Source organism: Acinetobacter sp. YH12131, from assembly GCF_013418635.1.
Taxonomy (GTDB): domain Bacteria; phylum Pseudomonadota; class Gammaproteobacteria; order Pseudomonadales; family Moraxellaceae; genus Acinetobacter; species Acinetobacter towneri.
The window spans coordinates 14,148-38,115 of record NZ_VPBQ01000018.1 but is presented as its reverse complement, the minus strand read 5'-3'; the positions used below and the strand labels follow the sequence as shown (position 1 = coordinate 38,115).

Genomic DNA, 23,968 nt, shown 5'->3' with positions numbered 1-23,968 from the left:
GCTATCGTTTATTGATGGTGTGAGATTAAGCATGCAAGCCTGAATGCATAATTGCAGTCGCACGTAAATCACGATACCAACGCTCTACAGGATGTTCTTTGGTAAAGCCATGACCACCTAAAATTTGCACGCCATTGGTGGCAATTTGCATAGATTTTTCTGCACAGAGCAGACGTGCTAAATATGCTTCTCGATGAAAGTTTTTACCCGATTCGGCAAGACTCGCTGCATTCAGCAACAGCATGCGCATGGCTTCAATTTCAATGGCCATATCTGCAATCATAAAAGCCACACTTTGACGATGTGAAATTGGTTCGCCAAATGCAGTGCGCTCATTGGCATAGCGAATACAATAACTTTTCACTGCTTCACAGCAACCAACTGCCATGGCGCACCACATGAGATTACCTAAATCTAAAAATGCGCTGTAATCAAAATCATCTGTGCCTAAACGTGCTGCAGGTGTCTGATTAAACTTTAAAGTCGCGGTTTCGCAGGCTTTTAAGCCCATTGCAGGCGCTGCTTTAAATTGAATAGAAGCATCACGTTGCACAATGAACACATCGGCTTGACCATTTAGCTCTGCACTAACCAAAAATAAATCTGCTGTTTCGGCCAAAATCACCAGCGTTTTTTCACCTGTAATTAGGTACTGTCCATTTTGCAAAGTCGCTTTGGTTTTTAGCTGATACGGATTAAACGCAGCAGTATTTTCCTGAATCGCAAAAGTGGCTTGAAGTGGCGTTGGATGGTTCGCGTCTGTTTCGGAAAACGCAGATAAATACTGATTTTGAACCTGTTCTGAACCCCAGCGAGTTATGGCATTCATTACGCCAAATGTGGAAAGTAATCCTGCGGTTAAGCCAAAGTCACCACGTGCCAATTGTTCGGCAATTAAAATATGGCTGACAATATTTTGTTCAGTGGCAACACCGCCTAAAGCTTCGGGCAGAGCATAGGTGTTCAAACCTAAATCTGTGCTGTATTGCCATAATACTTGTGGGGATTTCGCATCATGATCTGCCTGATGTGCCAATGGATAGATCACTTCTGTAGCAAATTGCTGCATGGCATCGACCAGCATTTGCTGTTCTTCACTCAATGACAAATCAAATAAATCTTTGGATTGACGTGTCAGTCGTTGTTGCGGTAATTTTTGTGTGCTTTTAAAATTTTTTTGAGTGGTTTCAAAGGTTTTAAAACCTGCTTTGGCTGAGTGATATAGAGATTGTTCAACCCATTTGCGTAATTTGAATTGATCGAGCAGATCACTCGATGCCATTTTAGTGAGTAGCGCTAAGCCGAATCCTTGGGCTTTGTTTATCATTTGACTCATGATTGTGTTGTCCTACACAGAGAATGCTTGTTTTTTATGCTGACATGCAGACTATAAAAAAACTATGTCATTGCTGACATGCAGAATTGTCAAAGATAAACGGTAAAAATTTTCTTATAACTGGACTAATCTGTGGATTTTTATAGATTATTAATTTTATAGAAATCTACGCTTTTAAAATAAATTGACCTAAATGACAATTGCATCGAGTGGGCAACAATCATTTAGGTCTATATAACAGCTTTGATCAAAGAAATAAAAGTTGGGACTTAAATAAACTTTTGAATCATTTTGCGGACATTGGTTTTCGCATCAATCACGGTCATAAAGGTGTAAGCACCAATAAATTTACGGCTAATAAACATAAATTCTTTAGGAGGCACACTAAAGTAACGCGAAGCCATCGATTTAGATGCTTGTTGCATGACACGGCTATGCAGCTGACTTTTTTTCCAGTCATAGCGCGATTGTTCATCCATCACGCCTGCAGGTAAATCGCGGTTATTGTCTAAGTGACTAAAGGCTTCGGTTGCCAATAGAAACACTTTGGCCATATCTGGTTTAATGCTTTCAGGGATGCTGTCAAAAAACTCATAACCCGTCATGGCATTCACCATCATTTGTGGGTCGTGGTAATAACCCGCCTTGATCAAATTACGCGCCACAGTCAGCAAGTGTTGATCAAATTGACGAATAGCACCAAAGTCGAGCAGTACAATTTTATCGTGAATATCTTCACCATTACCTAAGCGAACTAAGTAGTTGCCAAAGTTCGGGTCAGTCTGCATTTCGCCCCATTCAAATACTTCACGCACAGCAATTTCTAAAGAGGCTTCGCCTAATTGGTTACGGCGTTCTTGAGGTAATGAGAGCATGACAGGGCTGTTAATCGGTACGCCACGTTCAAAGGTCATACACAGCACTTGGTCGCTACAGTATTCATCCACAATTTGCGGCACAATGTAGCGCGGATCATCTTTTAAACGGGCAGCAAAACGACGTGTCGTTTCCGCTTCAATTTGATAGTTGACTTCACGATGCATCATTTCACGCACTTCATCAAACCACTGATCAAATTCACGGGTTTGCGGCACCATGCGTGTCAATTTGAGCATATTTCTAAATAGGCTCATGTCTGAGTCAATCGCATCTGCTACGCCTGGATATTGGATTTTTAATACCAACTCCAAACCATCCGACTTGCGGGTCGCGCGGTGAACTTGAGCCAAAGAGGCTGTACCTAATGGCTCATGATCAATGGTGAGATCATCAAGTTTGGAACCTAACTGTGCCTGTAATTGCTGTTTAATCGCAGGCCATGCCAATGCGACAGTCTGGTTATTCAGCGTGTTGAGTGCTTGCGTAATTTCTTCAGGTAAAAAATGTTCGCCGTACAGCGCCATCATTTGCCCAATCTTCACGATAGAGCCTTTGAGTTTGCCAATTTCAGCCACCAAGTAATCGGCTTGTTCTTTCATGGCTTTTTTTCGTTTACGTTCTTTTTCTTCTTCGCTTGAAAACATAGAGGTGGCATTCGAGGCTGCCCATCGTGTTCCTGCAAGTAAAGATGCCTTTGCGATGGATAAGCGTCGATCCATAGAGGAAGTCTTGAGTTGTTTAAGCTTATCGTTCTGATCTGACATTAAAATCAATCCTTAAATCAGCAATACGCAGGAAAATTAGATTGTAACGGATATTAGCGCGTCTTAACGTATTAAAAAAGTTCAACTTGCTGAACGACGAGTTTCCTCGTGAAAAAAGTATGAAAAACGGCTTAAAAGTACTTTTACATCCGATATTGCACTTTGGTTTCGGCTTTTTTCATCAATTGCGCTTTGTTGTCTTGGATAAATTTGAGAATCATCAATTTTACAGAATCGTGTAAAAAACCATGCGCATATCCCTTAACAATAATCACGCTGGGCAAACTAAAAAATAGATATTTGGCATCATCTAATGACGAATTTTCAAAAATGCCGTTTTCAATCAAAATTTGCTGAAAAAATTGTTTTTCAATCAAGACTGCTTCGGAGTGGTTGTCGTTCCAATAGCTTTGGCGCATGGCCATCAAATTATTGTGTTTGTAGCTCATAAGGCTGAAAGTTTCATCTATAAAATGAGTAATTCAATTATTGGGATATTGTCACATTTTTCAATGATTGTTGTGCATTTATCATAGACTGAATCATAAAAAGCAGGGGATTGACTATATGCTTTTTAACCTGAATCTTGTAGCATCAATGCAGCAATTTGGGTTTTGTAAAATTATAAAATATTGAAAATTTACCGCGCTTTAAAAACAGACTGCGCTCAGGGGAAAATATGAAAGTTTGGATATTTACACTATTGGGGATGCTGACTTTGGGTACAGCTCAAGTTTGGGCGAATGGCGTTTCACAAGGCTATACGCAATGTATGAACAATAGTTATGGCAAAATTTCCCAATCGCAAAAATGTATTAAAACTGAGCAAAAAGCACAAACCAAACGACTCAAAAAACACTATAAAGCCTATGTAAAACGCAGCGCAGGCAATGCCAGTAATATTCAACAACAGCATCAACTTTGGGAAAACCGTGTAAAACAACGCTGTTATTTATCGACTCAAAGCGATTTTGCCGCATTACAACGTGCACAATGTGTTTTGCTGCAAACAGCAGAGCGCGCTGATTATTATCAAGGTCAGTTTGTGGGAATCAAATAAGTAAAACCATAGTAAATAAATTACTTGGAAACTGCTTAAACATTATAAAACCGAGTAAAACAGGGTATTATAAAGCGTTTTAAAATTAGACCTTGGAGCGCCTTAAGTGGATCGACCGACAATTAGCCCTGAACATTTGCAGGAAGCTGCTGAAAACCTAAGCACTATTCGTGATTTTATCCGTTTTGGGGTTACAGCATTACGTCAATACGATGCACATTTAGGTCAAGGTACAGAAGATTATTTTGCAGAAAGCTCTGCATTGGTATTGCAAACAATGTCTTTAGACTGGAATGCAGACCCAGAAATTTTAGATGCCAAACTTTTACCAAGCGAAGTGGCTGAGTTTTTAAGTCTGCTTGAACGCCGTATTAACGAAAAAGTACCAACTTCATATTTGTTGAATTTGGCTTATTTCTTTAATAAACCATTTTATGTAGATGAGCGTGTTTTGATTCCACGTTCACCTATTGCAGAACTAATTGAAAATCGTTTTGCGCCATATTGTCTAGATGAAAATGGTCAAATGCGTGAAGCAGATAACAATTTACCAGCCAATGCTGCGCCTAAAACCCCACAACGTATTTTGGATATGTGCACGGGTTCAGGTTGTATTGCGATTGCTTTGGCTTATGCTTTTCCAGATGCTGAAGTCGATGCAACTGACATTTCAAAAGATGCTTTGGAAGTCGCACAAATTAACTGTGAACATCACAACAAACAATACCAAGTGGCGTTGCTTGAGTCTGATTTATTCGCCAAAATCCCAGCCGAAAATCAGTATGATTTAATCGTATCTAACCCGCCGTATGTTGATGCGGAAGATATGGCAGATTTACCTGAAGAATTCCATCATGAGCCAGAATTGGCATTGGCAGCAGGGCAAGACGGCTTAGATTTAGTCCGTAAAATGTTGGCGCAGGCGGCAGATTACTTAACTGAAGATGGTCTGATTGTGATTGAAGTAGGTAATTCTGAATGGGCGATGAAACAGAATTTCAACACGGTTGATTTGCACTGGTTAAAATTCCAAAAAGGTGGTTCAGGTATTTTTGCATTGACTGCAGCACAATGCCGTCAATATCGCGATTTATTTATTCAATCTGTTCAAGCATAAGGAGTCGTTGGACGTGGCAGGTAATAGTATAGGGCAACTTTTCCGTGTAACGACTTGTGGTGAATCTCATGGCGTAGGTCTGATGGCGATTGTCGATGGCGTGCCACCGGGGATTGAACTGTCTGCAGAAGATTTACAAAAAGATTTGGATCGCCGTAAACCGGGTACGTCTAAGTTTGCGACACAGCGTAAAGAACCCGATGAAGTTGAAATTATTTCAGGTGTCTTTGAAGGTAAAACCACTGGAACTTCAATTGGTTTACTGATTCGTAATACTGACCAAAAATCGAAAGACTACGGTAATATTGCACAGACTTTCCGCCCTGGGCATGCAGATTATACCTATACGCAAAAGTATGGTTTCCGCGATTATCGTGGTGGTGGACGTTCAAGCGCACGTGAAACAGCAATGCGCGTTGCAGCAGGTGCAATTGCAAAAAAATACCTGTTCGAAAAATTTGGAATTGTGATTCGTGGTCACGTCACTCAAATTGGTACAGAAAAAGCTGAAAAGCTAGATTGGAACGAAGTACCAAACAATCCATTTTTCTGTGGCGATGCCGATGCTGTACCACGTTTTGAAGCTTTGGTAACGTCTTTGCGTGAACAGGGTACAAGCTGTGGTGCAAAACTGGAAATTGTGGCTGAAAAAGTTCCTGTGGGTTGGGGGGAACCTGTTTTTGATCGTTTAGATGCCGATATTGCCCATGCCATGATGTCTATCAATGCTGTGAAAGGCGTTGAAATTGGAGATGGTTTTGCAGTGGCAGCGCAGTTTGGGCATGAAACCCGTGACGAACTGACCACTGACGGCTTTTTGGCGAACCATGCAGGCGGTATTTTAGGCGGTATTTCTAGTGGTCAAGATATTCGTGTTGCGATTGCTTTAAAACCAACAGCCAGTATTACTACACCTGGTAAAACCATTAATTTAAACCGTGAAGATACGGATGTACTGACCAAAGGACGCCATGATCCTTGCGTAGGTGTGCGTGCAACGCCAATTGCAGAAGCTATGCTTGCGATTGTATTGATGGATCATTTCATGCGTCATCGTGCGCAGAATGCCGATGTGGTTGCACCGTTTGCACCCATTGAGCCGAAATAACAATATGCTTTAAGCAAGGTGCATAATCATTGCCAAGTGCGAAAATATGTTGTGAAAAAAGCCAAACCGTAGTGTTTGGCTTTTTTCTGCCTGAGTTTTGAGCTTAGTTCTTCTTTTAGATTGTAAGTTTCAAAATTTTATACGCTGTTTTATATGGTGAAGATGCAGAGGAATGATCTGCGGCTCCTAAATATTAAGCCAATAAAAAAGAGCGCATATTGCGCTCTTTTCAAGGAATTTATTTACACCTCATTAAAGAAACCAAGTGTAATAACCCCAAATCATCAATGGCCAAGCCACAAATGGGCTAAATAACCATTTCCAAAACCAAAAGCGTGGAATAAAACCAACACCGTGTACAAAGCCACCTGAAATACCAATCATAATAAACATCATGGCACGGTGGCTATATTCACCGTTGGCATCCAGCATTGCTGCTGGATGAAGAAGCAGTACAGCTGCGAGTGGGAATGCCAATAAACATGAAATAACCATCGCAATCTTGTTCGGTTTTTGAACTGTTGTTTCAGCGTTCACTGCAGTGTCTGTCATCTAATTATTCCTCGTCAAGGTCTTGATGAGATTCAATATACAGGGCACTCAAGACACCTGCAAAGCATGCCATCAGAATACCGAGAATCCATGCAAAGTACCACATAATTTATTCTCCTTAGACACAGCCTTAGTAAAGGCTGTGTGAATTCTCTTTAATGTGCTTGTTGGTGATAACGCCCCACATTTTGTAGTAACACCAAGTGGTGTATAGCAAAATAATTGGTACGAAGATACATGCTGCAACAGTCATTACAGTTAATGTGTTTTTACTTGATACCGCATCCCACATGGTCAAGCTTGCAACTGGGTTGAGGCTTGATGGCATTAAGAATGGGAACAATGCAAAACCTGCAGTTAAAATCGCACCGATCACCGCTAAAGATGAACCTGTGAAACTTAAACCAGCTTTGTTTTTACCTGCTGCAAGAATAATCAAAATACCGCCCAAGATGCCCATAATTGGTGCAATCATGGTAATAGGGTACGCTGAGTAGTTGTTCATCCAACCTGGGTTTGCATTGGTTAAAACTTCTTTAGCCAATGGGTTTGCTACGCCGTTCGTGTCGTATGGAGTGACTAGGGTATAACCTTCGATACCACCGAAGTATAGCCATGCGCCTGCACCCAAGAAACACACAAGGAACACAATGCCCATGATTTGCGTTGCTTTTGCAGAGCGTGCACGTAAGTCACCATCGGTACGCAGCATTAACCATGCACCACCATGCGCGCAAAGCATAGACAAGCTGACTAAACCACACACTAAAGCGAATGGGTTTAATAATGCAAAGAAGCTGCCTGTATATGTTGAACGTACAGTTTCGTCTAGGGTAAATGGTACGCCAAGGAACATATTACCAAACGCAACACCGAACACTAATGCAGGAACTGCACCACCTACAGCCAAACCCCAGTCCCAAGATGTACGCCATTTGGTGTTTTCAAGTTTTGAGCGGTAGTCAAAACCAACTGGGCGCAGGAATAGGGCAAACAGAACTAAGAGTAGTGCCCAATACATGCCTGAGAATGCTGTTGCATATACCATTGGCCAAGCAGCAAATAACGCGCCACCCGCTGTAATGAACCAAACCTGGTTACCATCCCAGTGCGGTGCAATCGTGTTGATTGCAGCACGGCGTTCTTCGTCATTTTTACCTACAAATGGCATGATCGCCATTGACCCCATGTCGAAGCCATCGGTGAGGGCAAAGCCAATGAGTAATACACCCACTAACACCCACCAAATGATTTTGAGTAATTCATATTCGATCATGCTTAAGCCTCCTCATTGGCTTTTTTCGCAGCTTCAATTTTCTCGAAGTGGTATTTACCAGTATGAAGCGAGCTTGGGCCTAGACGTGAGAATTTGATCATCAAGTACATTTCAATAATCAGCAAAACGGTATAGAACGCTGCCAATGCAATGATTGAGCCCCATACGTCGCCAGTGCTGAGTGAAGATGCAGACAAGTGTGTTGGAAGTACTTCACCAATTGTCCATGGTTGACGACCAACTTCTGCTACATACCAACCTGTTTGCGCTGCAATCCAAGGTAATGGTAATGAGAATAACGCAAATTTTAATAACCAAGGTTTGCTTTCTGCGTTGCGTTTAGCCACTGCAAAAGTTGCAAGTGCGAATAACAACAGCATTAAGAAACCAGAAGCTACCATGGCACGGAATGCCCAGAACAAACTTGGTACGTGTGGAATAGTATCCGCAGCAGCCATTTTAATTTGTTCGTCAGTCGCATCTACTACGTTTGGCGTGTATTTTTTCAACAATAAACCATAACCCAAATCGGTTTGAGTTTGCTCAAATGCAGCTTTAAGTTCAGGAGATTGGTCGCCCGCACGTAATTGCTCAAGTTGTTGATAAGCAACCATACCGTTACGAATACGAACTTCGTGGTTTGCGATCAGGTCTTTAATACCAGTCACTTCTTCGGTGATAGAACGCGTTGCAATAATCCCCATGACATAAGGAATTTTAACTGCGTAATCTGTCGTTTGCGTTTCTTCGTTTGGAATACCAAATAAAGTGAACGCTGCAGGAGCAGGGTGAGTATCCCATTCTGCTTCAATTGCTGCGAGTTTGGTTTTTTGAACATCACCTAATTCATAACCTGATTCATCACCAAGTAGAATTACAGATAAAGTAGAAGCTAAACCGAAAATTGCTGCAATAGCGAATGAACGACGCGCAAATGGCAAGTCTTGCTTTTTCAATAAGTAATAACTTGAAATCGCTAAAACGAAAATAGCACCCGTTACATAACCTGCAGAAACAGTGTGTACGAATTTAACTTGCGCAACAGGGTTAAAAATTAACGCCCCGAAGTCAACCAATTCCATACGCATGGTTTCGTAGTTAAAGGTAGAACCCACTGGGTTCTGCATCCAGCCGTTGGCAACTAAAATCCAGAGAGCGGACATATTAGAACCAAGCGCAACCAGCCACGTTACACATAAGTGCTGCACTTTGGAGAGGCGATCCCATCCAAAGAAGAATAAACCAATGAAGGTCGATTCTAAGAAGAAGGCCATTAAACCTTCAATTGCGAGTGGTGCACCAAAGATATCACCCACGTAGTGTGAGTAATACGCCCAGTTTGTACCAAACTGGAACTCCATGGTTAAACCAGTGGTTACCCCTAAGGCAAAGTTAATACCGAAGAGTTTTCCCCAGAATTTGGTCATGTCTTTATAAATTTCTTTACCAGAAATCACATACGTGGTTTCCATAATGGCAAGAATAAAAGCCAGACCTAAAGTCAGTGGAACAAAAATAAAGTGATACATCGCGGTCATTGCGAATTGGAACCGCGAGAGATCGACCACGCTTTCAGAAATCATCAACGTGTCTCCTTGATTGAGGAAGGACTGCCAGCAATACGCTCAGCAACTTGTGAATCAAAATTTTGAGGAATAGTTGGGGCATCAAACCAAATATTTTTGATGACCATTAACAGCACGACCTTAATTATTAAAATGATCGTGAGTTCACGAACTACTTTTCTATTTAAATCTTTAGGAACTAAGCTCACTTTTATAAGCCTATTTTTTAAACTGTGTTTTATATTATTAAACAAAAACATACAAAAAAAAATAGCTGGCACAGTTAAAATGCAAATATATTGTTAACTTATTATAAATCAATAGTTTGTTTTTGGGTGTTGCAGAGAATAAATGGAGGAAAGTAATATTTTTTAAACTTGACAGAAACACTTGTAATTAATAATTCAAAATCTGACTAAAATACTTATATTTTAAAAAAGCAAATCAGACTAAATTGCTATGAATAAAAATCAATCTAAAAATAGCAATAAATTAGAGATATTATCAGCTAATAATTATTCTCATTCTTTTGTTAAAGTTTAATGACGATTCCGCATATTTTTTTATTTCCCTACAATGTAGTGGTGCTTTGTCTTTGGCTTAGTCTAGGGTAAACAGCATTTTTTTCATAATGATTTTGTGTAAATATTGTTCAGATCACATGAAATGTATCGTTTATAAACAAACAGATTGTGTTGAGTTTGAGTGAAAAATTTTAACTTTCTTAGGTCAGCAAGATTGGTTTTAAATCTTAAAAAATAACTTATTGATTGCTAAATAGGTTATTTGATGCCGAAATTTTTTTGGCAAGATAGTGAGATCTTTTTTTGCGCACAATAATAATTTGAGCTTGAAATTCAAGTTCACCAAATTCAGGTTCAACCTGCACATAATGCAGTTGCCCAAACTCATCACGTACACGTGCTTGTGCAGAAAAACCAGGACGGGCATTACCACTGGAAATTGTGGCTAAACGTCCGAGTAAATCGACTTGGCGCACGCTATATTTGGGCTTAATCACTTGGTCTAAACAGTGAATCATGAAGACTGTAAAAAAGATGGCAATAATAAACGCTGGAATAATAATGTAATAAGCAGGAACGAAATGTTGTTGTTGTGAGTAAATCAAAAACTGTAAAAAATATCCTGCAACACTGAAATTCATCAGTAAAAAAACAAAAATCAGTACTTTAGAAAATTTAACATCTAAAAGTGGCGATTCTGTAATTCGTTGTGAAAATGCACGTTTGAGCAACTGACTTGGGCGAAAATTAAAGTAATAACCAATCGTTTCGACAGTGCTGAGTAGCAATAAAACAACTAGGCTGAGATGAAAGGGCATTAAGTTCAAATCAGATAAAAACTCATGCATGCGCTAAACTCACGTGTTGAAATATTTATAGGTGATGTTATTAGATGCAGATCATTGATCTAACTCTGCTTAGAGAGTATAGATAAATGATCTGGTTTTGTATAGAGCTAAGATTTGGAACTTTTCGCTTCTTTCTGAAAGTTGCAAAAAAGTTAGTCGTTGATCAAGTAAATCCCACCATCTGAATGAACGCTGATCTCGACTTTTTCAAGTGATTGACCTAAACAAGGGCCAGAAATACATTCACCTGTTTCAACCATAAACAATGCACCATGCGTTGAGCATTCGATATATTCTTGGTCGCGGTCTAAGAACTGGTTTTCTAAAAATTCTAATTCCACTTGTAGGTGTGGGCAGACGTTTTGGTAAGCGTAATACATGCCATCACGTTGGGTGATAAAAATTGTGTCACCATTTGGCGTTTCGTAGGCACGTGCTTCACGCTCAGGAATGTCTTCCATCATACAAATTTTATTCATTATGCAGATTCCTTTTGAATGCTATGCAAAAGTTTAGCGTAATCTTCTACCGCAAGACGAGGGCCGAATTGAGAAACCACTTCACTTGAAATCAGAATGGCAAGTTGAGCTGCAGTTTGGAAACCTAAGCCTGCATTGAGTGCATACAGGAATGAACCTGCAAAGGCATCACCCGCACCGTTGGCATCAACAGCAGTGACTTGACGACCTGGTACAGAAAAAGCGTTGTTGCCATCATAAATTAGGGCACCTTGTGCGCTCAATGTAATGACAATGTATTTGCTTTTTTGTTTTAGTTGTTCTAATGCCGCTTCAGCCGTTTCCGTTCCTGTGTACATCATGGCTTCTTGCTGGTTACAGAAGATCAAATCCACACCATCATCTAGTAACTCATCCAAACCTTCACGCGCATATTGCACCATGGCAGGATCAGATAAAGTCAGTGCAATTTTAACCTGATTGGCTTTGGCAATTTCACGCGCTTGTTTTACCGCAGCACGTGCAGTATCACTAGTAGATAAATAACCTTCGATATAAAGCCATTTTGCTGTTTTAAGTGGCTCAAAATCAATTTGTGTAGCAGAAAGTTCTGCGGTAATGCCCAAGTAAGTGTGCATGGTACGTTCAGAGTCATCACTCACAAGTACCATACAAGTCCCTGTAACGCCTTCACTGACCGATTTGGTTGTGGTGTGAATACCTGCTTCATTTAAGCCTTTGAGGTAAATATCACCCAATTCATCGTTACCAACACGGCAGGCATAGAAGGCTTGACCACCTAAAGCACTAAATGCAACGGTGGTATTTGCGGCAGAACCACCCGAAGCTTGGCCTTTATGTCTTTGTGTTTTAATTAAGTTGTTGTATAAATTTGCTTGTGTTTCACCATCGGTTAATTGCATAGTACCTTTTTGCAAGCTATGTTGAATGAGAAAGTCATCCGAGACTTGAAATTCTTGGTCAATTAATGCATTACCAATTGCAAAAAGGTCAACAGTTGCCATGTCTTTAAATCACAGTCAAAATTAAAAACGCTAAGTTTACACCAATGCTCAGGATTGCTGTAGTTTCATGAATAAAATTCAGCTGAATGAATGTTATTGATGAAAAATAGGGGTTTAGCAGAGTTATCAGGAAGGTTAGATGAACATCGAAATTAAAGAAGCACAAGAGTTACCAACGCAAATTCAGACTTTGGCCAAACATGCTGCTCAAGAAGGCTTTGATTTTGTCCATCGTTTAATTGAAGAATGGGAAAGTGGTAAAAACCGCTTTAATCAGCCTGGTGAGTTTTTATTGTTTGTTTACGATGGTGATCAATTGGTTGCATGTGGTGGCTTAAACCAGCAATGGAATGAGCAAGATATTGAAAGTCGTATTGGACGTGTACGTCGTTTTTATGTTTTGCCAAATTATCGTAAACATGGCGTAGGTAAACAGCTCTTGCAACATTTAGAGAAAAAAGCACGTGCTAATTTTTCGGCGTTGTGTTTAAACACTGATACCAAATCGGCAGCGCATTTTTATCAAAAACAGAATTATGTGTATGTCGAAAATCATCCAAACTATAGTTATTTTAAATACCTGATCTAGTTTTGCTCATGCTACAGCCAGTGCAGCGCAGCATTTTGTTGATACTTTGCAAATTTCAATCAATTTAGTCGGGTTTTCAACGTGAATTATCTAAAGAACTAAAGCTATAATGGCTTTAGTTTTTTATTTGCTTATTTTTAGGAGATCACATGACTGTAGATGTCACTGAAACCATTTCCCAGACTGTACATCCTGCGTTTCAGTTGGTACGTCAACACCATGTTGAAGCCTTAGACATTTTAGTGTCTGAATATAAACATAAAGTTACAGGTGCGGTGCATTATCATTTGGCGACAGATCATGATGAAAATGTATTTTTAGTCGCATTTCGCACCCAACCAATGGATTCCAAAGGCGAGGCGCATATTTTAGAGCATACTGCGCTATGTGGTTCAGAAAAATTTCCTGTACGTGACCCGTTCTTTTTAATGATTCGTCGTTCATTAAACACCTTTATGAACGCATTTACCGCTGCAGACTGGACGGCGTATCCATTTGCGACACAAAACAAAAAAGATTTTCAAAACTTACTTTCGGTATATATGGATGCGGCTTTTGCAGCCAATTTAAATCCTCTCGATTTTGCTCAGGAAGGTATTCGTATTGAGTTGGAAAATGGTGAGCCTGTTTATAAAGGCGTGGTATTTAATGAAATGAAAGGTGCGATGAGTTCGCCATCCGATCAGCTTTATCACCAATTGGCTTATCATTTATTCCCTGAAACAACATACCACTACAATTCAGGTGGCGACCCGAAAGATATTCCAGATTTAACCTATCAAGAATTGGTAGATTTTTATAAGTCACATTATCACCCAAGTAATGCGGTATTTATGACTTTTGGCAATACGCCTGCATACGATTTACAAGAACAGTTTGAACAGTTGGCTTTGGCGAAATTTGAACAGGGCGAAACGTTGTATTCGAAGCCTGAGCGTCGTTTAGCTGCGCCAGTGGCAGTGACTGAAAGTTATGCAGTCGATGCAGAAGAACTGAAAGATAAAACTTATCATGTTTTGGCGTGGTTATTGCCTGAAGCAAGCGATATTAAATTACGCTTAGGTATGCGTTTGGTTGAAGGTGTTTTACTTGAAAATTCTGCATCACCACTGCGTCATTATTTGGAAACTTGGGCGCATGCACAATCTACAGGGCCATTGATGGGCGTGGATGATTCCAACTTTGAAATGACCTTCTTCTGTGGTGTGCAAGGTTCTAACCCTGAACATGCAGCAGAATTTCAGGCGGGCGTTTTAAAAGTTTTACAAGACGTGGCTGCACAGCCTGTGGATACGGCATTGGTCGATGCAATTTTGCATCAAATTGAATTGCATCAGCGTGAAATTAATGGCGATGGTATGCCATACGGGTTGAGCTTGATTTTAAATGGTTTAAGCAGTGCAATTCACCACAATGACCCAATTCAGGTGTGGGATGTAGATACTGCGATTGAGCAAGTCAAAGAAGAACTTAAAGATCCAATGTGGTTATCACGGCTAATTCAGACGCATTTAATTGATAACCCGCACCGTGTTCAAATGACTTTGGTTCCAGATGCAGAAAAATCGGCCAAAGATGCTGCACTTGAAAAAGCACGTCTGGCTGAGATAGGCGCACAACTCACAGATGAGCAAAAAGCAGAAATCGTCGCGCAAACGGAAGCTTTAAAAGTCCGTCAAGATACGCCAGATGATTTGAATTTATTGCCAAAAGTTGGTTTGGAAGATGTGCCTGCAGCTTTGCATATTGTGCAGGGTGAGTTGCGTGAAATTATCAGTAACCGCATTGATTATCCTTTAAATTTATATCATGCAGGAACCAATGGAATTTACTATCAGCAAGTATTGATTCAAATTCCTGATGAAATTGTTCAATCGCCATATTTTAATTTGCTGTCTATTTTGATGGGCGAAGTGGGTGCAGGTGAATACGACTATTTAGAATTACAACAGCTACAAACCGCAGTCAGCGGTGGTTTGGGCATGGGCGCATCTTTACGCTCTAAAGTCGATGACAAAAATCAGATCAGTGCATGGCTCACTTTAACCACTAAGTCTTTGGTGAATAATCTTGAAGCCATCCGCTTGCTGAAACTGGCATTTGAACAATTACGCTTTGATGAAAAAGACCGCATTATTGAGCTGTTACAACAACGTAAAACCCGTTGGCAGTCACGTTTGTCGGGTTCAGGGCATAGTTATGCTATGCAAATTGCGGGACGTCAGCATAGTGCTTTAGCGCAGCGTGATTACAACAATACAGGTTTAGGTGCATTAAACTGGTTGGCAGATTTGGTCGGAAAAATTGAAAAAGATGAAGCCGAATATGCCAAATTAATTGCTGAATTGCAGTTGATTCACCATAAATTACTGCAAGCACCTAAGCAATTTTTGTTAGTATGTGAAGAACATCAATCCGATCGTTTGGTTGAAGAAATCCAAGAAGTTTGGGATAAACTTACTGTTGCAGAAAATCCTGCTGCTTTAACTCAAGTTCCTGTAGATGATTCAGCGCAAGATCAAGCATGGTTGATTCAAGCCAATGTGCAATTCTGTGCGGCTGCGTATCCTGCGGTGGAAGTGTCGCATCCTGATGCTGCACCTTTGATGGTATTGGCTGCATATTTGCGCAATGGTTTCTTACACAGCGCAATCCGTGAAAAAGGCGGTGCTTACGGTGGCGGTGCAAGCTACGATGGCAATGCATGTTCATTCCGTTTTTACAGTTATCGTGATCCACGCTTGGCAGAAACTTTCGCAGACTTTGAAGCGAGTATTGATTGGTTATTTAATGCAGAGCAATTGCCGCATCAACTAGAAGAAGCGATTTTAGGTTTAATTGCTAGTATGGATAAACCAGGTTCGCCTGCAGGTGAAGCGATTACTGCATGTTATGCATTATTGCACGCGCGTACACCCTCATTCCGCACAGTATTACGTGAGCGTTTATTGGCGGTGACTTTAGACGATTTAAAACGTGTTGCGGAGCAATATTTGCGTCAGCAGCAAGCATCTAAAGCCGTAGTCGCACCTGTGTCAAAACGTGAAGCATTGCTCGAACTTGGTTTTGAAATTAAACAAGTGAACTGATACGTGAAATAACAACGAAAACTAAGGGGGATTTATGAGCGCGTTCAAACTGTTTGAACGCACAGGACTGTCGCTGAGTGTTGCCGCACTCAGCACTGTGTTTGTGGCGAAAACCTATGCACAAGACCCAGCTAGCTTAGTTGCACCTGCAACACCTGAAGCCTGTGTGGCTTTAGAGTCAAATGCTGATCGTTTGGTGTGTTACGATGCTCTGTTTAAAATTCCTGAAGCAGAAAAAACAGCGCTGATTAGCGAACGTCAAGCCGCTCAGGCACTTGCTCCTGCACCTGAAACTGTGAAAGAAAAAATTGCAGTGGGTGTGAGTAATTTATTTTCATTTGATGTACCAAAGCTTGATCCGAATGTATCTTTACTGGATAAGCGCTGGGAGCTTTCACCCGATAGCAAATTAGGCACATGGAATTTACGTGCTTATCAACCTGTGTATTTGATGCCTACTTTTTGGACGTCCGATAAAAATGAACGTCCACAAAGCTTGAATGAGCAATATACCGTTCCCGTGGGTAAGGAGCAAAACCTGACCTCAATGGAAAGTAAATTTCAGCTCTCTTTAAAAACCAAAGCGGTTGAGAACTTGCTGGGAAATAATGGTGATGTCTGGTTAGGATATACCCAGTCTTCTCGTTGGCAAGTTTACAATGGTGATGAGTCACGTCCATTTCGTGAAACTAATTATGAGCCAGAAGCCAGTTTAATGTTCCGTACCAATTATCAGCTTTTTGGTTTACATGGGCGTTTGATGGGGCTAACGCTGAATCACCAGTCCAATGGTCGTTCAGACCCTTTGTCACGTAGCTGGAATCGAGTAATTTTCAATCTTGGTTTTGAAAAAGACAATTTTGCTTTGATGTTACGTCCTTGGTATCGCATTGAAGAAGACCGCGCTGATGACAACAACCCAGATATTAAAAATTATATCGGGCGGGGTGACATGCTGGCATTTTATCGCTGGAAAGAGCATGACTTTTCTTTGATGTTACGTCATAGCCTAAAAGGTGGTGATGACTCGCACGGTGCGGCACAATTTGATTGGGTTTTCCCGATTAGTGGTAAGTTACGTGGTCACTTCCAATTGTTTGATGGTTATGGCGAAAGCTTGATTGACTATAATCACCGTGCAACCTATGTGGGTTTAGGTGTTTCATTAATGAATTGGTTTTAATTACCTAGCATTGATTCAAAAACGTTTTTAACTGAATTTAAAACGCCAATCTTGAAGATTGGCGTTTGTTTTTGAAGTCGGATCGTATCCAGCTTTTATCCAACTTGAATATCTGCGGTTGGATGTTTAAGTCGGCTTTTTTGTGGTGTGGCGATTAAATAAGCTAAAGTCAGCGGCCCTAAACGACCTGCAAACATCAACAACATTAAAATAATTAAGCTGGCAGGTTGTAATTCACCTGTAACACCACGGGATAAACCCACCGTGCACGCTGCAGATACAGCCTCAAACAACAGGTCTAAAAAATTCAGTTTCGGTTCAAGGGCAAGTAAGCTAAACAAACCGAGGCAAATTAACATACCTGTGATGCTGATCACCGCCAAAGCTTTAAAGGTGGTACGTTCAGGTACAGCATGATTAAACACACGCACCTCATCTGAACGTCTTAAAAAACTGATCACACTTAAAATGACAATAATAAATGTGCCAACTTTAATACCGCCTGCGGTACTGAGCGAACCACCACCAATAAACATCAGAAGCATGGTGAGCAAGGTCGAGCTATTTTGCATACTTGCGACATCTAGACTATTAAAGCCTGATGAGCGAGGAACGGTAGCGTGAAACCATGCATTGAGGGCTTGATCGCCAATACTCATGGCTGCAAGGGTATGTGGATTATTGGCTTCAATCGCCCAAATCAGCAGAAAGGCCACAAAGTTTAAACCAGCAATGGTCGATAAAATCAGCTTGCTATTGGGTGAGAGTTTTTTCCAGCGTTTGGCACGTTTAATATCCATGAGTACCACAAAACCAATACCGCCAATGATATACAGCATACTAATAGTTAAGGTAATCAGGTATTGATCTGCGAAACTCATTAAGCTATTGGGAAATAATGAAAATCCACCATTGTTAAAGGCTGAAACACTATAGAAAGCCGCATAGAAAAAAGCAGAACTAAATGGATAATCCTGCATCCATGCCAAGGTTAAAATAACCGTGCCAATCCCTTCAAAAAACAATGAGTAGAGCAACACGCCTTTAATGGTCATCGACACTTTAGACAGGTTGGTTTGCCCAATGGTGTCTTGCGCCATGATTTGTTGTTTTAAACCAATTTTGGATGACAAACTTAAAACCGCTAAAATTGCAAAGGTCATAAAACCCAAGCCACCACATTGTAATAACAACATAATGACCATTTGCCCAAATACGGTATAAGCATCGCCAATATTGACTACCGACAATCCAGTGATCGTCACTGCAGATGTAGCAGTGAATAAGGCATTAATCCAACTCATCTCACCATGATGGGAAATGGGTAGTTTTAATAAGATTGTGCCAATGCTAATAAAGCTTAAAAAGCCCAGCGCCAAAAGACTGGGCGGGCTTAAATTGACAGTTTTAATCGGTTGTTTTGCTATTTTTTTCATTCTGACTTAAATTGTTTAGATAAGCGTTTTAATGGTTCAAGTTGTCCCTCAACCACCAAAATATCATCTGTTTGTAACATTAAATTGGATTCAAGCGTACAGAAAATCGTTTCGGCACGTTTAAATAATAAAAGTTTAACTTCGGGTGCATGTGACATCAGACTATGAATGCGTGTACCATGCAAGTTGTCTTTAATTTTTACTTTTACAATATAGTGATTGTCGTCTAGGCTCATATAACGACTCACCATAGGATAACTCAGCGATTGCGCGATACGGACGCCCATATCCTCTTCAGGGTGAATGATTTTGCTTACGCCTAAATGGGTTAAAATCATGGTATGTGCTTTGCTTTTGGCTTTGACGTAAATTTTAGAAATACCCAAATTCTTTAAATTTAAGACACACAAAATACTAGCTTCAATATCTTCCCCAATCGCGACCACGACCGCATCACAATTTTGAATATTCAGTTCTTCCAAAACGTGTTCATCGGTTGCATCAGCAATCACCGCATGGGTAATTTGATCGGCAATGTTTTCTACAAATTTTTTATTGCTATCAATCCCAATGACATCATGGTTGAGTTTGACCAATTGTGTAGCCACAGTTGCACCAAAGCTACCTAAACCAATGACTGCAAATAGCGCCATAACATCATCCTGAAAATTATATTATTCTTCCAATATACTAAAATATTTTAAGGCTTTATACCGCGGTTATATGACAAAAAACCGCTGAAATTAGCGGTCTTTAGTATTTTTTGGCGCGTAAAATCTTTTATTTTAAAAAACGCTGATAACCCAAATTGTTGGTAATTTCTTGGTATGGATAAGTGATCTTTTCCAAAGTTTCAATTAAACCATCTGGGTTCTGTTTGGCATCCGAAGCTTCTAAACCGACCAATACACGACCTTCCGCTGCACCGTGGTTACGGTAATGGAACAGGGTGATGTTATGGGTTGGGCCTAAGCGCTCCAAGAAAGTCAGTAATGCACCCGGACGCTCTGGAAATTCCACACGGAATAGACGTTCATTTTCAATATCGGCATGACCACCGACCAAATAACGAATGTGTAGTTTTGCTACTTCATCATCCGACAAATCATCAACATCGTACTGGGTTTTGAGTAACTCATAAATATCGTGGCGTTCTTTTTCACCAGATTTTAAGCTGATGCCGACAAAGACTTGTGCAGCAGTAGCATCGCTGGCGCGGTAGTTAAACTCGGTGATATTACGACCTTGCAGCGCACGGCAGAAGTTAAGGAACGCACCTTTTTCTTCTGGAATGGTCACGGCAAAAATTGCTTCTTTATGTTCACCGAGTTCAGTACGTTCCGCAATATAGCGTAAACGGTCAAAGTTCATGTTTGCGCCACAGACAATTGACACAATATTTTTATTTTGCAATTGGTGTTGCTCGACATATTTTTTGATGCCTGCCAAAGCCATTGCACCTGAAGGTTCTACAATGCTGCGGTTTTCATCAAAGGTGTCTTTAATTGCCGCACAGATTTCATCGGTATTCACCAAAACTACATCGCGCTCAACAATTGGGCCTGATTGATCTGATTTTTGTAGTTGTAAAACTTCAAACGGTTTCTCACCAATTTGTGCGACAGCAGTACCATCGGCAAATAAACCCACTTGCGGCAAAATAACCCGTTCATTGGCTTCAAAAGCCGCTTTTAAGCAAGCCGATTCATCATATTCTACAGGAATGACTTTGACATGCGGTGCGACATCGCCCAAGTAGGCTGCAACACCTGCAATTAAACCGCCACCACCAACAGCAACGAAAACATATTCGACATCGCGCCATTGACGCAAAATTTCGTTGGCAATCGTACCTTGACCTGCCATGACCAATTCATCGTCATACGGTGGAATAAAAGTCATGCCTTCATCTTGGGCACGTTGAATTGCATATTTGTTGGCAACATCAAATGAGTCACCATGTAATACCACTTCGCCACCCAAGCGTTTTACCGCTTGTACTTTAATATCTGGCGTGGTTTTAGGCATAACGATAATGGCGCGAATGCCCAGTTTTTGCCCAGACAATGCTACACCTTGCGCATGGTTGCCTGCAGAGGCAGTAATTACACCACGTTCAAGTTGGTCTTTGGGTAATTGGCTAATACGGTTATACGCACCACGCAATTTAAAAGAGAATACAGGTTGTAAGTCTTCACGTTTAAAGCGAATGTTATTGTTCAGTTTTTCACTAATTCGTGGCGCTGCGTCGAGTGGGGTTTCGATTGCAACATCGTAGACCGTTGCTTGTAAAATTTGTCGAACCAAACGAGACAGCATGTTAATCTTCCATCTAACAGTTTAAAATAGGGGGTTATTGTAACAAACCCCTGCACATTTGCGCTGTAAAATCGGCAACAAATGTCAAAAATAGTTGAGTGAAGTCATGAGTCTGTATGCTACCCAAGATGAAAAGAAGCAAGCGGCTGCCAAAGCAGCATTAAAACATTTGCCTAAAGGCGGGATTTTGGGGGTAGGTACAGGCAGTACAGTGAATTTCCTGATTGATTTATTGCCTGAATTACAATTAGAAGCAGCTGTGGCAAGTTCTGAAGCGACTGCGGAGCGCTTAAAGAAACTTGGTATTGAAGTGGTCGATATGAACTCTGTGGGCAGTTTAGATGCTTATGTTGATGGTGCAGATGAAATTGACCGTCACATGCACATGATTAAAGGCGGCGGCGCAGCGTTGACCCGTGAAAAAATTGTGGCTTCTATTGCACGTAAGTTTATCTGTATTGTCGATGATTCAAAATGGGTAGAGCAGTTAGGACGTGAGTTTCCATTGCCAATCGAGGTCATTCCAATGGCTCGTTCTGCGGTAGCACGTAAAATTGTGGCTTTAGGTGGCGATCCTGCTTACCGTGAAGGTGTGGTAACTGATAACGGTAACGTGATTTTAGATATTTATAATTTAAATATTTTAAATGCGTTGGAATTAGAAAAAACCTTGAATGATATTCCGGGTGTTGTGACCAATGGTATTTTTGCCATCAATAAAGCAGATATTGCAATTGTAGCGACCAATAACGGCATTGAAGAACGTACTGCGGTTTAATTCGTCTCCCAAGTCCCTTGTTTTTAATGGGGGGCTTTTCTTCCTCCTTTATTAAAGGAGGGGTCGGGGAGGATTTAATAAAAGAACAACAATGACATTATCCGACTTACCTGAAATTCAAATCACACCACATGCAAAAGCAACACGTTTACGTTTGCGTGTCGAGCCGCATCAAATTCGCTTAACTGTACCGAAATATTGTACTCAGCGACAAATTCAGGATTTTTTGCAGCAATCTGAACAGTGGATGATTGAAACTTGGCATAAACAGCAGGCGCAGCAAGGACTTGTTCGGCGTGAATTGCCAAATCAGTTATCACTTTTTAATTTGGCTAAGCCTTTAAATATTCATTATCAAACACAAAAACACAGTTTTATTTTAGATTTAAAACAGCATTGCCTATGGGTTAGTGACCGCCAACCTGCGGCATATTTAAAAGCCTTTGTTATTGCTTATGCCAAACAAATGTTGCCGATATATTTGCAAACAGTCAGTCATGAAATTGCTTTGCCATTTAAACAGTGCGCAATTCGTCAACCGAAAACCCGTTGGGGCAGTTGCAGTACGCAACAGCATATTATGCTCAATAGCGCCTTGGTGTTGTTTCCTGAACAAATTGTGCGATATGTTGCTGTGCATGAGTTGGCGCATACACGACATTTTGATCATAGTCCTGCATTTTGGGTTGAAGTACAACGGCATGATGCGCACTATTTGCAGCATCGCAAACAGTTAAAAACAACGTCTTTGCCTTGGTGGTGGTATCAATAAAAAAGCCAACACCCACATGATAAGACTACAATGCAAAGGTGTTGCACGTATTGACTACAATCCAAATCATCTTTTATAAAATCAACAGAATAAAGAAAAGCCCCAAAACCCTAGTAAAACAGTTTAGAAAACCAAAACTTCCTGTCATACTATAGCGTTAGCTTAAACATGCTTTTGAATTGAGGTAATGCACGTGATTTCAGTTGGTATTGTCGGTGGTACAGGTTATACAGGCGTTGAATTATTGCGTCTTTTGCTACGACACCCAAATGTAAAAGTAAATGTACTGACTTCACGTACAGAAGCGGGTCGCCGTGTAGATGATATGTTCCCAAGCCTGCGTGGGCACACAAACCTATGCTACTCAGATTTAAACATCGAAGAATTAAAACAGTGTGATGTGGTGTTCTTTGCTACACCGCATGGCGTTGCCATGCAACATGCTGCGGAACTTGTTGCAGCCAATACCAAAGTAGTCGATTTAGCAGCAGATTTCCGTTTGCAAGATTTAGCACAGTTTGAAAAATGGTATGGCATGCAACATGCTTGCCCAGACATTTTAAAAGATTCAGTTTATGGCTTGTCTGAACTCAACCGGGAACAAATTAAACAAGCACAGGTGATTGGTAACCCAGGGTGTTATCCAACCACAGTGCAACTTGGTTTAGCGCCATTATTTAAACAAGCTGAAGCTTTAGTGAAACCTGAAAGTATTATTATTGATGCAAAATCGGGTGTATCTGGTGCAGGGCGTAAAGCCAGTTTGGGCATGATTTACTCTGAAAATGCCGACAACTTTAAGGCTTATGGCGTTGCGGGGCATCGTCATCATCCAGAAATTGTAGAAGCATTGGAAAATATTTCGGGTCAAAAAGATGTGTTTAATCACATTGTGTTTGTACCGCATTTAGTACCTATGATTCGCGGTATGCTCAGCACCATTTATGTAGATTTAACTGATGCAGGTGATGCAGCAGATTTACAAAGCCTGTATGAGCAGTTTTATGCCAATGAACAGTTTGTAGATGTCATGCCAGCCAACAGTTCACCAGAAACACGCTCAGTACGTGGCGCTAACCAGTTGCGTATCGCATTGTATAAGCCACAACCGAAAAAATTAGTACTTTTGGTGGCACAAGATAACTTGGTGAAAGGTGCAGCAGGGCAAGCAGTACAAAATATGAACCTCATGTTTGGTTTTGCAGAACATGCAGGACTTGAGGTGATTGGTTTATTACCATAAGAACACGTTTTTCAACTTCACACACATTTAGATTTCGATTTAAATGT

Annotated in this window: 23 protein-coding genes; 9 read left to right on the top strand and 14 right to left on the bottom strand. The window is 40.7% G+C overall.

Annotated elements, in window-relative coordinates; genetic code table 11:
- Positions 1-25: 25 nt before the first annotated feature.
- The 3 genes from FTU66_RS11560 to FTU66_RS11550 form a co-directional block, all read right to left on the bottom strand.
- Positions 26-1,336, bottom strand: a complete 1,311-nt coding sequence (locus FTU66_RS11560) for an acyl-CoA dehydrogenase family protein (RefSeq protein ID WP_180112828.1) — start codon at positions 1,334-1,336, stop codon at positions 26-28.
- 269 nt (positions 1,337-1,605) lie between these two features.
- Positions 1,606-2,979: an AarF/ABC1/UbiB kinase family protein gene (locus FTU66_RS11555; protein WP_180112827.1), complete on the bottom strand. Its 1,374-nt coding sequence runs from the start codon at positions 2,977-2,979 to the stop codon at positions 1,606-1,608.
- A 143-nt stretch (positions 2,980-3,122) separates the two neighbouring features.
- A complete protein-coding gene (locus FTU66_RS11550) occupies positions 3,123-3,428 on the bottom strand; it encodes a hypothetical protein (protein WP_154320717.1) in 306 nt (101 codons plus the stop codon).
- 230 nt (positions 3,429-3,658) lie between these two features.
- Between FTU66_RS11550 and FTU66_RS11545 the strand changes: the two genes are divergently transcribed.
- The 3 genes from FTU66_RS11545 to aroC all read left to right on the top strand — a co-directional run bounded on the left by FTU66_RS11545 (position 3,659) and on the right by aroC (position 6,264).
- A complete protein-coding gene (locus FTU66_RS11545; RefSeq protein WP_004973395.1) occupies positions 3,659-4,039 on the top strand; it encodes a DUF1311 domain-containing protein in 381 nt (126 codons plus the stop codon).
- A gap of 106 nt (positions 4,040-4,145) precedes the next feature.
- Positions 4,146-5,156 (top strand): 50S ribosomal protein L3 N(5)-glutamine methyltransferase, encoded by a 1,011-nt coding sequence (gene prmB, locus FTU66_RS11540; RefSeq protein WP_180112826.1) that lies wholly within the window; start codon positions 4,146-4,148, stop codon positions 5,154-5,156.
- Between the two features lie 13 nt (positions 5,157-5,169).
- Positions 5,170-6,264 carry a chorismate synthase gene (gene aroC, locus FTU66_RS11535; RefSeq protein WP_004973401.1) on the top strand — a complete coding sequence of 365 codons (1,095 nt, stop codon included), beginning with the start codon at positions 5,170-5,172 and terminating at the stop codon, positions 6,262-6,264.
- 252 nt (positions 6,265-6,516) lie between these two features.
- Here the strand turns inward: aroC and FTU66_RS11530 are convergent, their stop codons facing one another.
- From FTU66_RS11530 to FTU66_RS11495, 8 genes are all read right to left on the bottom strand, one after another.
- Positions 6,517-6,816 (bottom strand): cyd operon YbgE family protein, encoded by a 300-nt coding sequence (locus tag FTU66_RS11530; RefSeq protein WP_004973403.1) that lies wholly within the window; start codon positions 6,814-6,816, stop codon positions 6,517-6,519.
- 4 nt (positions 6,817-6,820) lie between these two features.
- A complete protein-coding gene (cydX, locus tag FTU66_RS11525) occupies positions 6,821-6,922 on the bottom strand; it encodes a cytochrome bd-I oxidase subunit CydX (RefSeq protein WP_004860610.1) in 102 nt (33 codons plus the stop codon).
- Positions 6,923-6,946: 24 nt separating this feature from the next.
- Positions 6,947-8,092 carry a cytochrome d ubiquinol oxidase subunit II gene (gene cydB / locus FTU66_RS11520; RefSeq protein ID WP_004973405.1) on the bottom strand — a complete coding sequence of 382 codons (1,146 nt, stop codon included), beginning with the start codon at positions 8,090-8,092 and terminating at the stop codon, positions 6,947-6,949.
- Between the two features lie 2 nt (positions 8,093-8,094).
- On the bottom strand, positions 8,095-9,675 hold the full coding sequence (locus FTU66_RS11515) for a cytochrome ubiquinol oxidase subunit I (protein WP_096900849.1): 1,581 nt from the start codon (positions 9,673-9,675) through the stop codon (positions 8,095-8,097).
- A complete protein-coding gene (cydP, locus tag FTU66_RS11510) occupies positions 9,675-9,866 on the bottom strand; it encodes a cytochrome oxidase putative small subunit CydP (RefSeq protein ID WP_070155611.1) in 192 nt (63 codons plus the stop codon). The genes FTU66_RS11515 and cydP overlap by 1 nt, the downstream gene beginning before the upstream one ends.
- Positions 9,867-10,420: 554 nt before the next feature.
- Entirely contained in the window at positions 10,421-11,029 is a 609-nt protein-coding gene (locus FTU66_RS11505; RefSeq protein ID WP_096900848.1) for an OB-fold-containig protein, read from the bottom strand.
- Positions 11,030-11,181: 152 nt separating this feature from the next.
- Positions 11,182-11,493: a Rieske 2Fe-2S domain-containing protein gene (locus FTU66_RS11500; RefSeq protein WP_179988655.1), complete on the bottom strand. Its 312-nt coding sequence runs from the start codon at positions 11,491-11,493 to the stop codon at positions 11,182-11,184.
- A gap of 14 nt (positions 11,494-11,507) precedes the next feature.
- Positions 11,508-12,512, bottom strand: a complete 1,005-nt coding sequence (locus FTU66_RS11495) for an adenosine kinase (RefSeq protein WP_004973415.1) — start codon at positions 12,510-12,512, stop codon at positions 11,508-11,510.
- A gap of 139 nt (positions 12,513-12,651) precedes the next feature.
- Between FTU66_RS11495 and FTU66_RS11490 the strand changes: the two genes are divergently transcribed.
- The 3 genes from FTU66_RS11490 to FTU66_RS11480 all read left to right on the top strand — a co-directional run bounded on the left by FTU66_RS11490 (position 12,652) and on the right by FTU66_RS11480 (position 17,373).
- A complete protein-coding gene (locus FTU66_RS11490) occupies positions 12,652-13,101 on the top strand; it encodes a GNAT family N-acetyltransferase (RefSeq protein WP_004973417.1) in 450 nt (149 codons plus the stop codon).
- A gap of 149 nt (positions 13,102-13,250) precedes the next feature.
- The gene (locus FTU66_RS11485) at positions 13,251-16,190 is read left to right on the top strand and encodes an insulinase family protein (RefSeq protein WP_180112825.1); all 2,940 of its coding nucleotides are present in this window, start codon (positions 13,251-13,253) and stop codon (positions 16,188-16,190) included.
- Positions 16,191-16,224: 34 nt separating this feature from the next.
- Positions 16,225-17,373 (top strand): phospholipase A, encoded by a 1,149-nt coding sequence (locus tag FTU66_RS11480; RefSeq protein WP_180112824.1) that lies wholly within the window; start codon positions 16,225-16,227, stop codon positions 17,371-17,373.
- A 95-nt stretch (positions 17,374-17,468) separates the two neighbouring features.
- Here the strand turns inward: FTU66_RS11480 and FTU66_RS11475 are convergent, their stop codons facing one another.
- The 3 genes from FTU66_RS11475 to ilvA form a co-directional block, all read right to left on the bottom strand.
- Positions 17,469-18,809, bottom strand: a complete 1,341-nt coding sequence (locus FTU66_RS11475; protein WP_180112823.1) for a TrkH family potassium uptake protein — start codon at positions 18,807-18,809, stop codon at positions 17,469-17,471.
- The gene (locus FTU66_RS11470) at positions 18,806-19,462 is read right to left on the bottom strand and encodes a TrkA family potassium uptake protein (RefSeq protein WP_180112822.1); all 657 of its coding nucleotides are present in this window, start codon (positions 19,460-19,462) and stop codon (positions 18,806-18,808) included. The genes FTU66_RS11475 and FTU66_RS11470 overlap by 4 nt, the downstream gene beginning before the upstream one ends.
- A gap of 127 nt (positions 19,463-19,589) precedes the next feature.
- Positions 19,590-21,128, bottom strand: a complete 1,539-nt coding sequence (gene ilvA, locus FTU66_RS11465; RefSeq protein ID WP_019837302.1) for a threonine ammonia-lyase, biosynthetic — start codon at positions 21,126-21,128, stop codon at positions 19,590-19,592.
- Positions 21,129-21,234: 106 nt separating this feature from the next.
- Between ilvA and rpiA the strand changes: the two genes are divergently transcribed.
- The 3 genes from rpiA to argC all read left to right on the top strand — a co-directional run bounded on the left by rpiA (position 21,235) and on the right by argC (position 23,921).
- Positions 21,235-21,906, top strand: coding sequence for a ribose-5-phosphate isomerase RpiA (gene rpiA / locus FTU66_RS11460; RefSeq protein WP_004973429.1), 672 nt, complete (start codon positions 21,235-21,237; stop codon positions 21,904-21,906).
- 91 nt (positions 21,907-21,997) lie between these two features.
- A complete protein-coding gene (locus FTU66_RS11455) occupies positions 21,998-22,678 on the top strand; it encodes a M48 family metallopeptidase (protein WP_004973431.1) in 681 nt (226 codons plus the stop codon).
- A 187-nt stretch (positions 22,679-22,865) separates the two neighbouring features.
- Entirely contained in the window at positions 22,866-23,921 is a 1,056-nt protein-coding gene (gene argC / locus FTU66_RS11450) for an N-acetyl-gamma-glutamyl-phosphate reductase (RefSeq protein ID WP_171062573.1), read from the top strand.
- The last annotated feature ends 47 nt before the right edge of the window (positions 23,922-23,968 follow it).

What these genes read in the sequence shown, in the direction of transcription:
- FTU66_RS11490 (WP_004973417.1), top strand. Translation starts at nt 12,652, where the DNA reads ATGAACATCGAAATTAAAGAAGCACAAGAGTTACCAACGCAAATTCAG.
- FTU66_RS11470 (WP_180112822.1), bottom strand. Translation starts at nt 19,462, where the DNA reads ATGGCGCTATTTGCAGTCATTGGTTTAGGTAGCTTTGGTGCAACTGTG.
- FTU66_RS11505 (WP_096900848.1), bottom strand. Translation starts at nt 11,029, where the DNA reads ATGCATGAGTTTTTATCTGATTTGAACTTAATGCCCTTTCATCTCAGC.
- FTU66_RS11475 (WP_180112823.1), bottom strand. Translation starts at nt 18,809, where the DNA reads ATGAAAAAAATAGCAAAACAACCGATTAAAACTGTCAATTTAAGCCCG.
- FTU66_RS11545 (WP_004973395.1), top strand. Translation starts at nt 3,659, where the DNA reads ATGAAAGTTTGGATATTTACACTATTGGGGATGCTGACTTTGGGTACA.
- FTU66_RS11495 (WP_004973415.1), bottom strand. Translation starts at nt 12,512, where the DNA reads ATGGCAACTGTTGACCTTTTTGCAATTGGTAATGCATTAATTGACCAA.
- FTU66_RS11455 (WP_004973431.1), top strand. Translation starts at nt 21,998, where the DNA reads ATGACATTATCCGACTTACCTGAAATTCAAATCACACCACATGCAAAA.
- ilvA (WP_019837302.1), bottom strand. Translation starts at nt 21,128, where the DNA reads ATGCTGTCTCGTTTGGTTCGACAAATTTTACAAGCAACGGTCTACGAT.
- FTU66_RS11480 (WP_180112824.1), top strand. Translation starts at nt 16,225, where the DNA reads ATGAGCGCGTTCAAACTGTTTGAACGCACAGGACTGTCGCTGAGTGTT.
- cydB (WP_004973405.1), bottom strand. Translation starts at nt 8,092, where the DNA reads ATGATCGAATATGAATTACTCAAAATCATTTGGTGGGTGTTAGTGGGT.
- FTU66_RS11485 (WP_180112825.1), top strand. Translation starts at nt 13,251, where the DNA reads ATGACTGTAGATGTCACTGAAACCATTTCCCAGACTGTACATCCTGCG.
- argC (WP_171062573.1), top strand. Translation starts at nt 22,866, where the DNA reads ATGCACGTGATTTCAGTTGGTATTGTCGGTGGTACAGGTTATACAGGC.
- FTU66_RS11530 (WP_004973403.1), bottom strand. Translation starts at nt 6,816, where the DNA reads ATGACAGACACTGCAGTGAACGCTGAAACAACAGTTCAAAAACCGAAC.
- FTU66_RS11500 (WP_179988655.1), bottom strand. Translation starts at nt 11,493, where the DNA reads ATGATGGAAGACATTCCTGAGCGTGAAGCACGTGCCTACGAAACGCCA.
- rpiA (WP_004973429.1), top strand. Translation starts at nt 21,235, where the DNA reads ATGAGTCTGTATGCTACCCAAGATGAAAAGAAGCAAGCGGCTGCCAAA.
- FTU66_RS11555 (WP_180112827.1), bottom strand. Translation starts at nt 2,979, where the DNA reads ATGTCAGATCAGAACGATAAGCTTAAACAACTCAAGACTTCCTCTATG.
- cydX (WP_004860610.1), bottom strand. Translation starts at nt 6,922, where the DNA reads ATGTGGTACTTTGCATGGATTCTCGGTATTCTGATGGCATGCTTTGCA.
- FTU66_RS11550 (WP_154320717.1), bottom strand. Translation starts at nt 3,428, where the DNA reads ATGAGCTACAAACACAATAATTTGATGGCCATGCGCCAAAGCTATTGG.
- FTU66_RS11560 (WP_180112828.1), bottom strand. Translation starts at nt 1,336, where the DNA reads ATGAGTCAAATGATAAACAAAGCCCAAGGATTCGGCTTAGCGCTACTC.
- FTU66_RS11515 (WP_096900849.1), bottom strand. Translation starts at nt 9,675, where the DNA reads ATGATTTCTGAAAGCGTGGTCGATCTCTCGCGGTTCCAATTCGCAATG.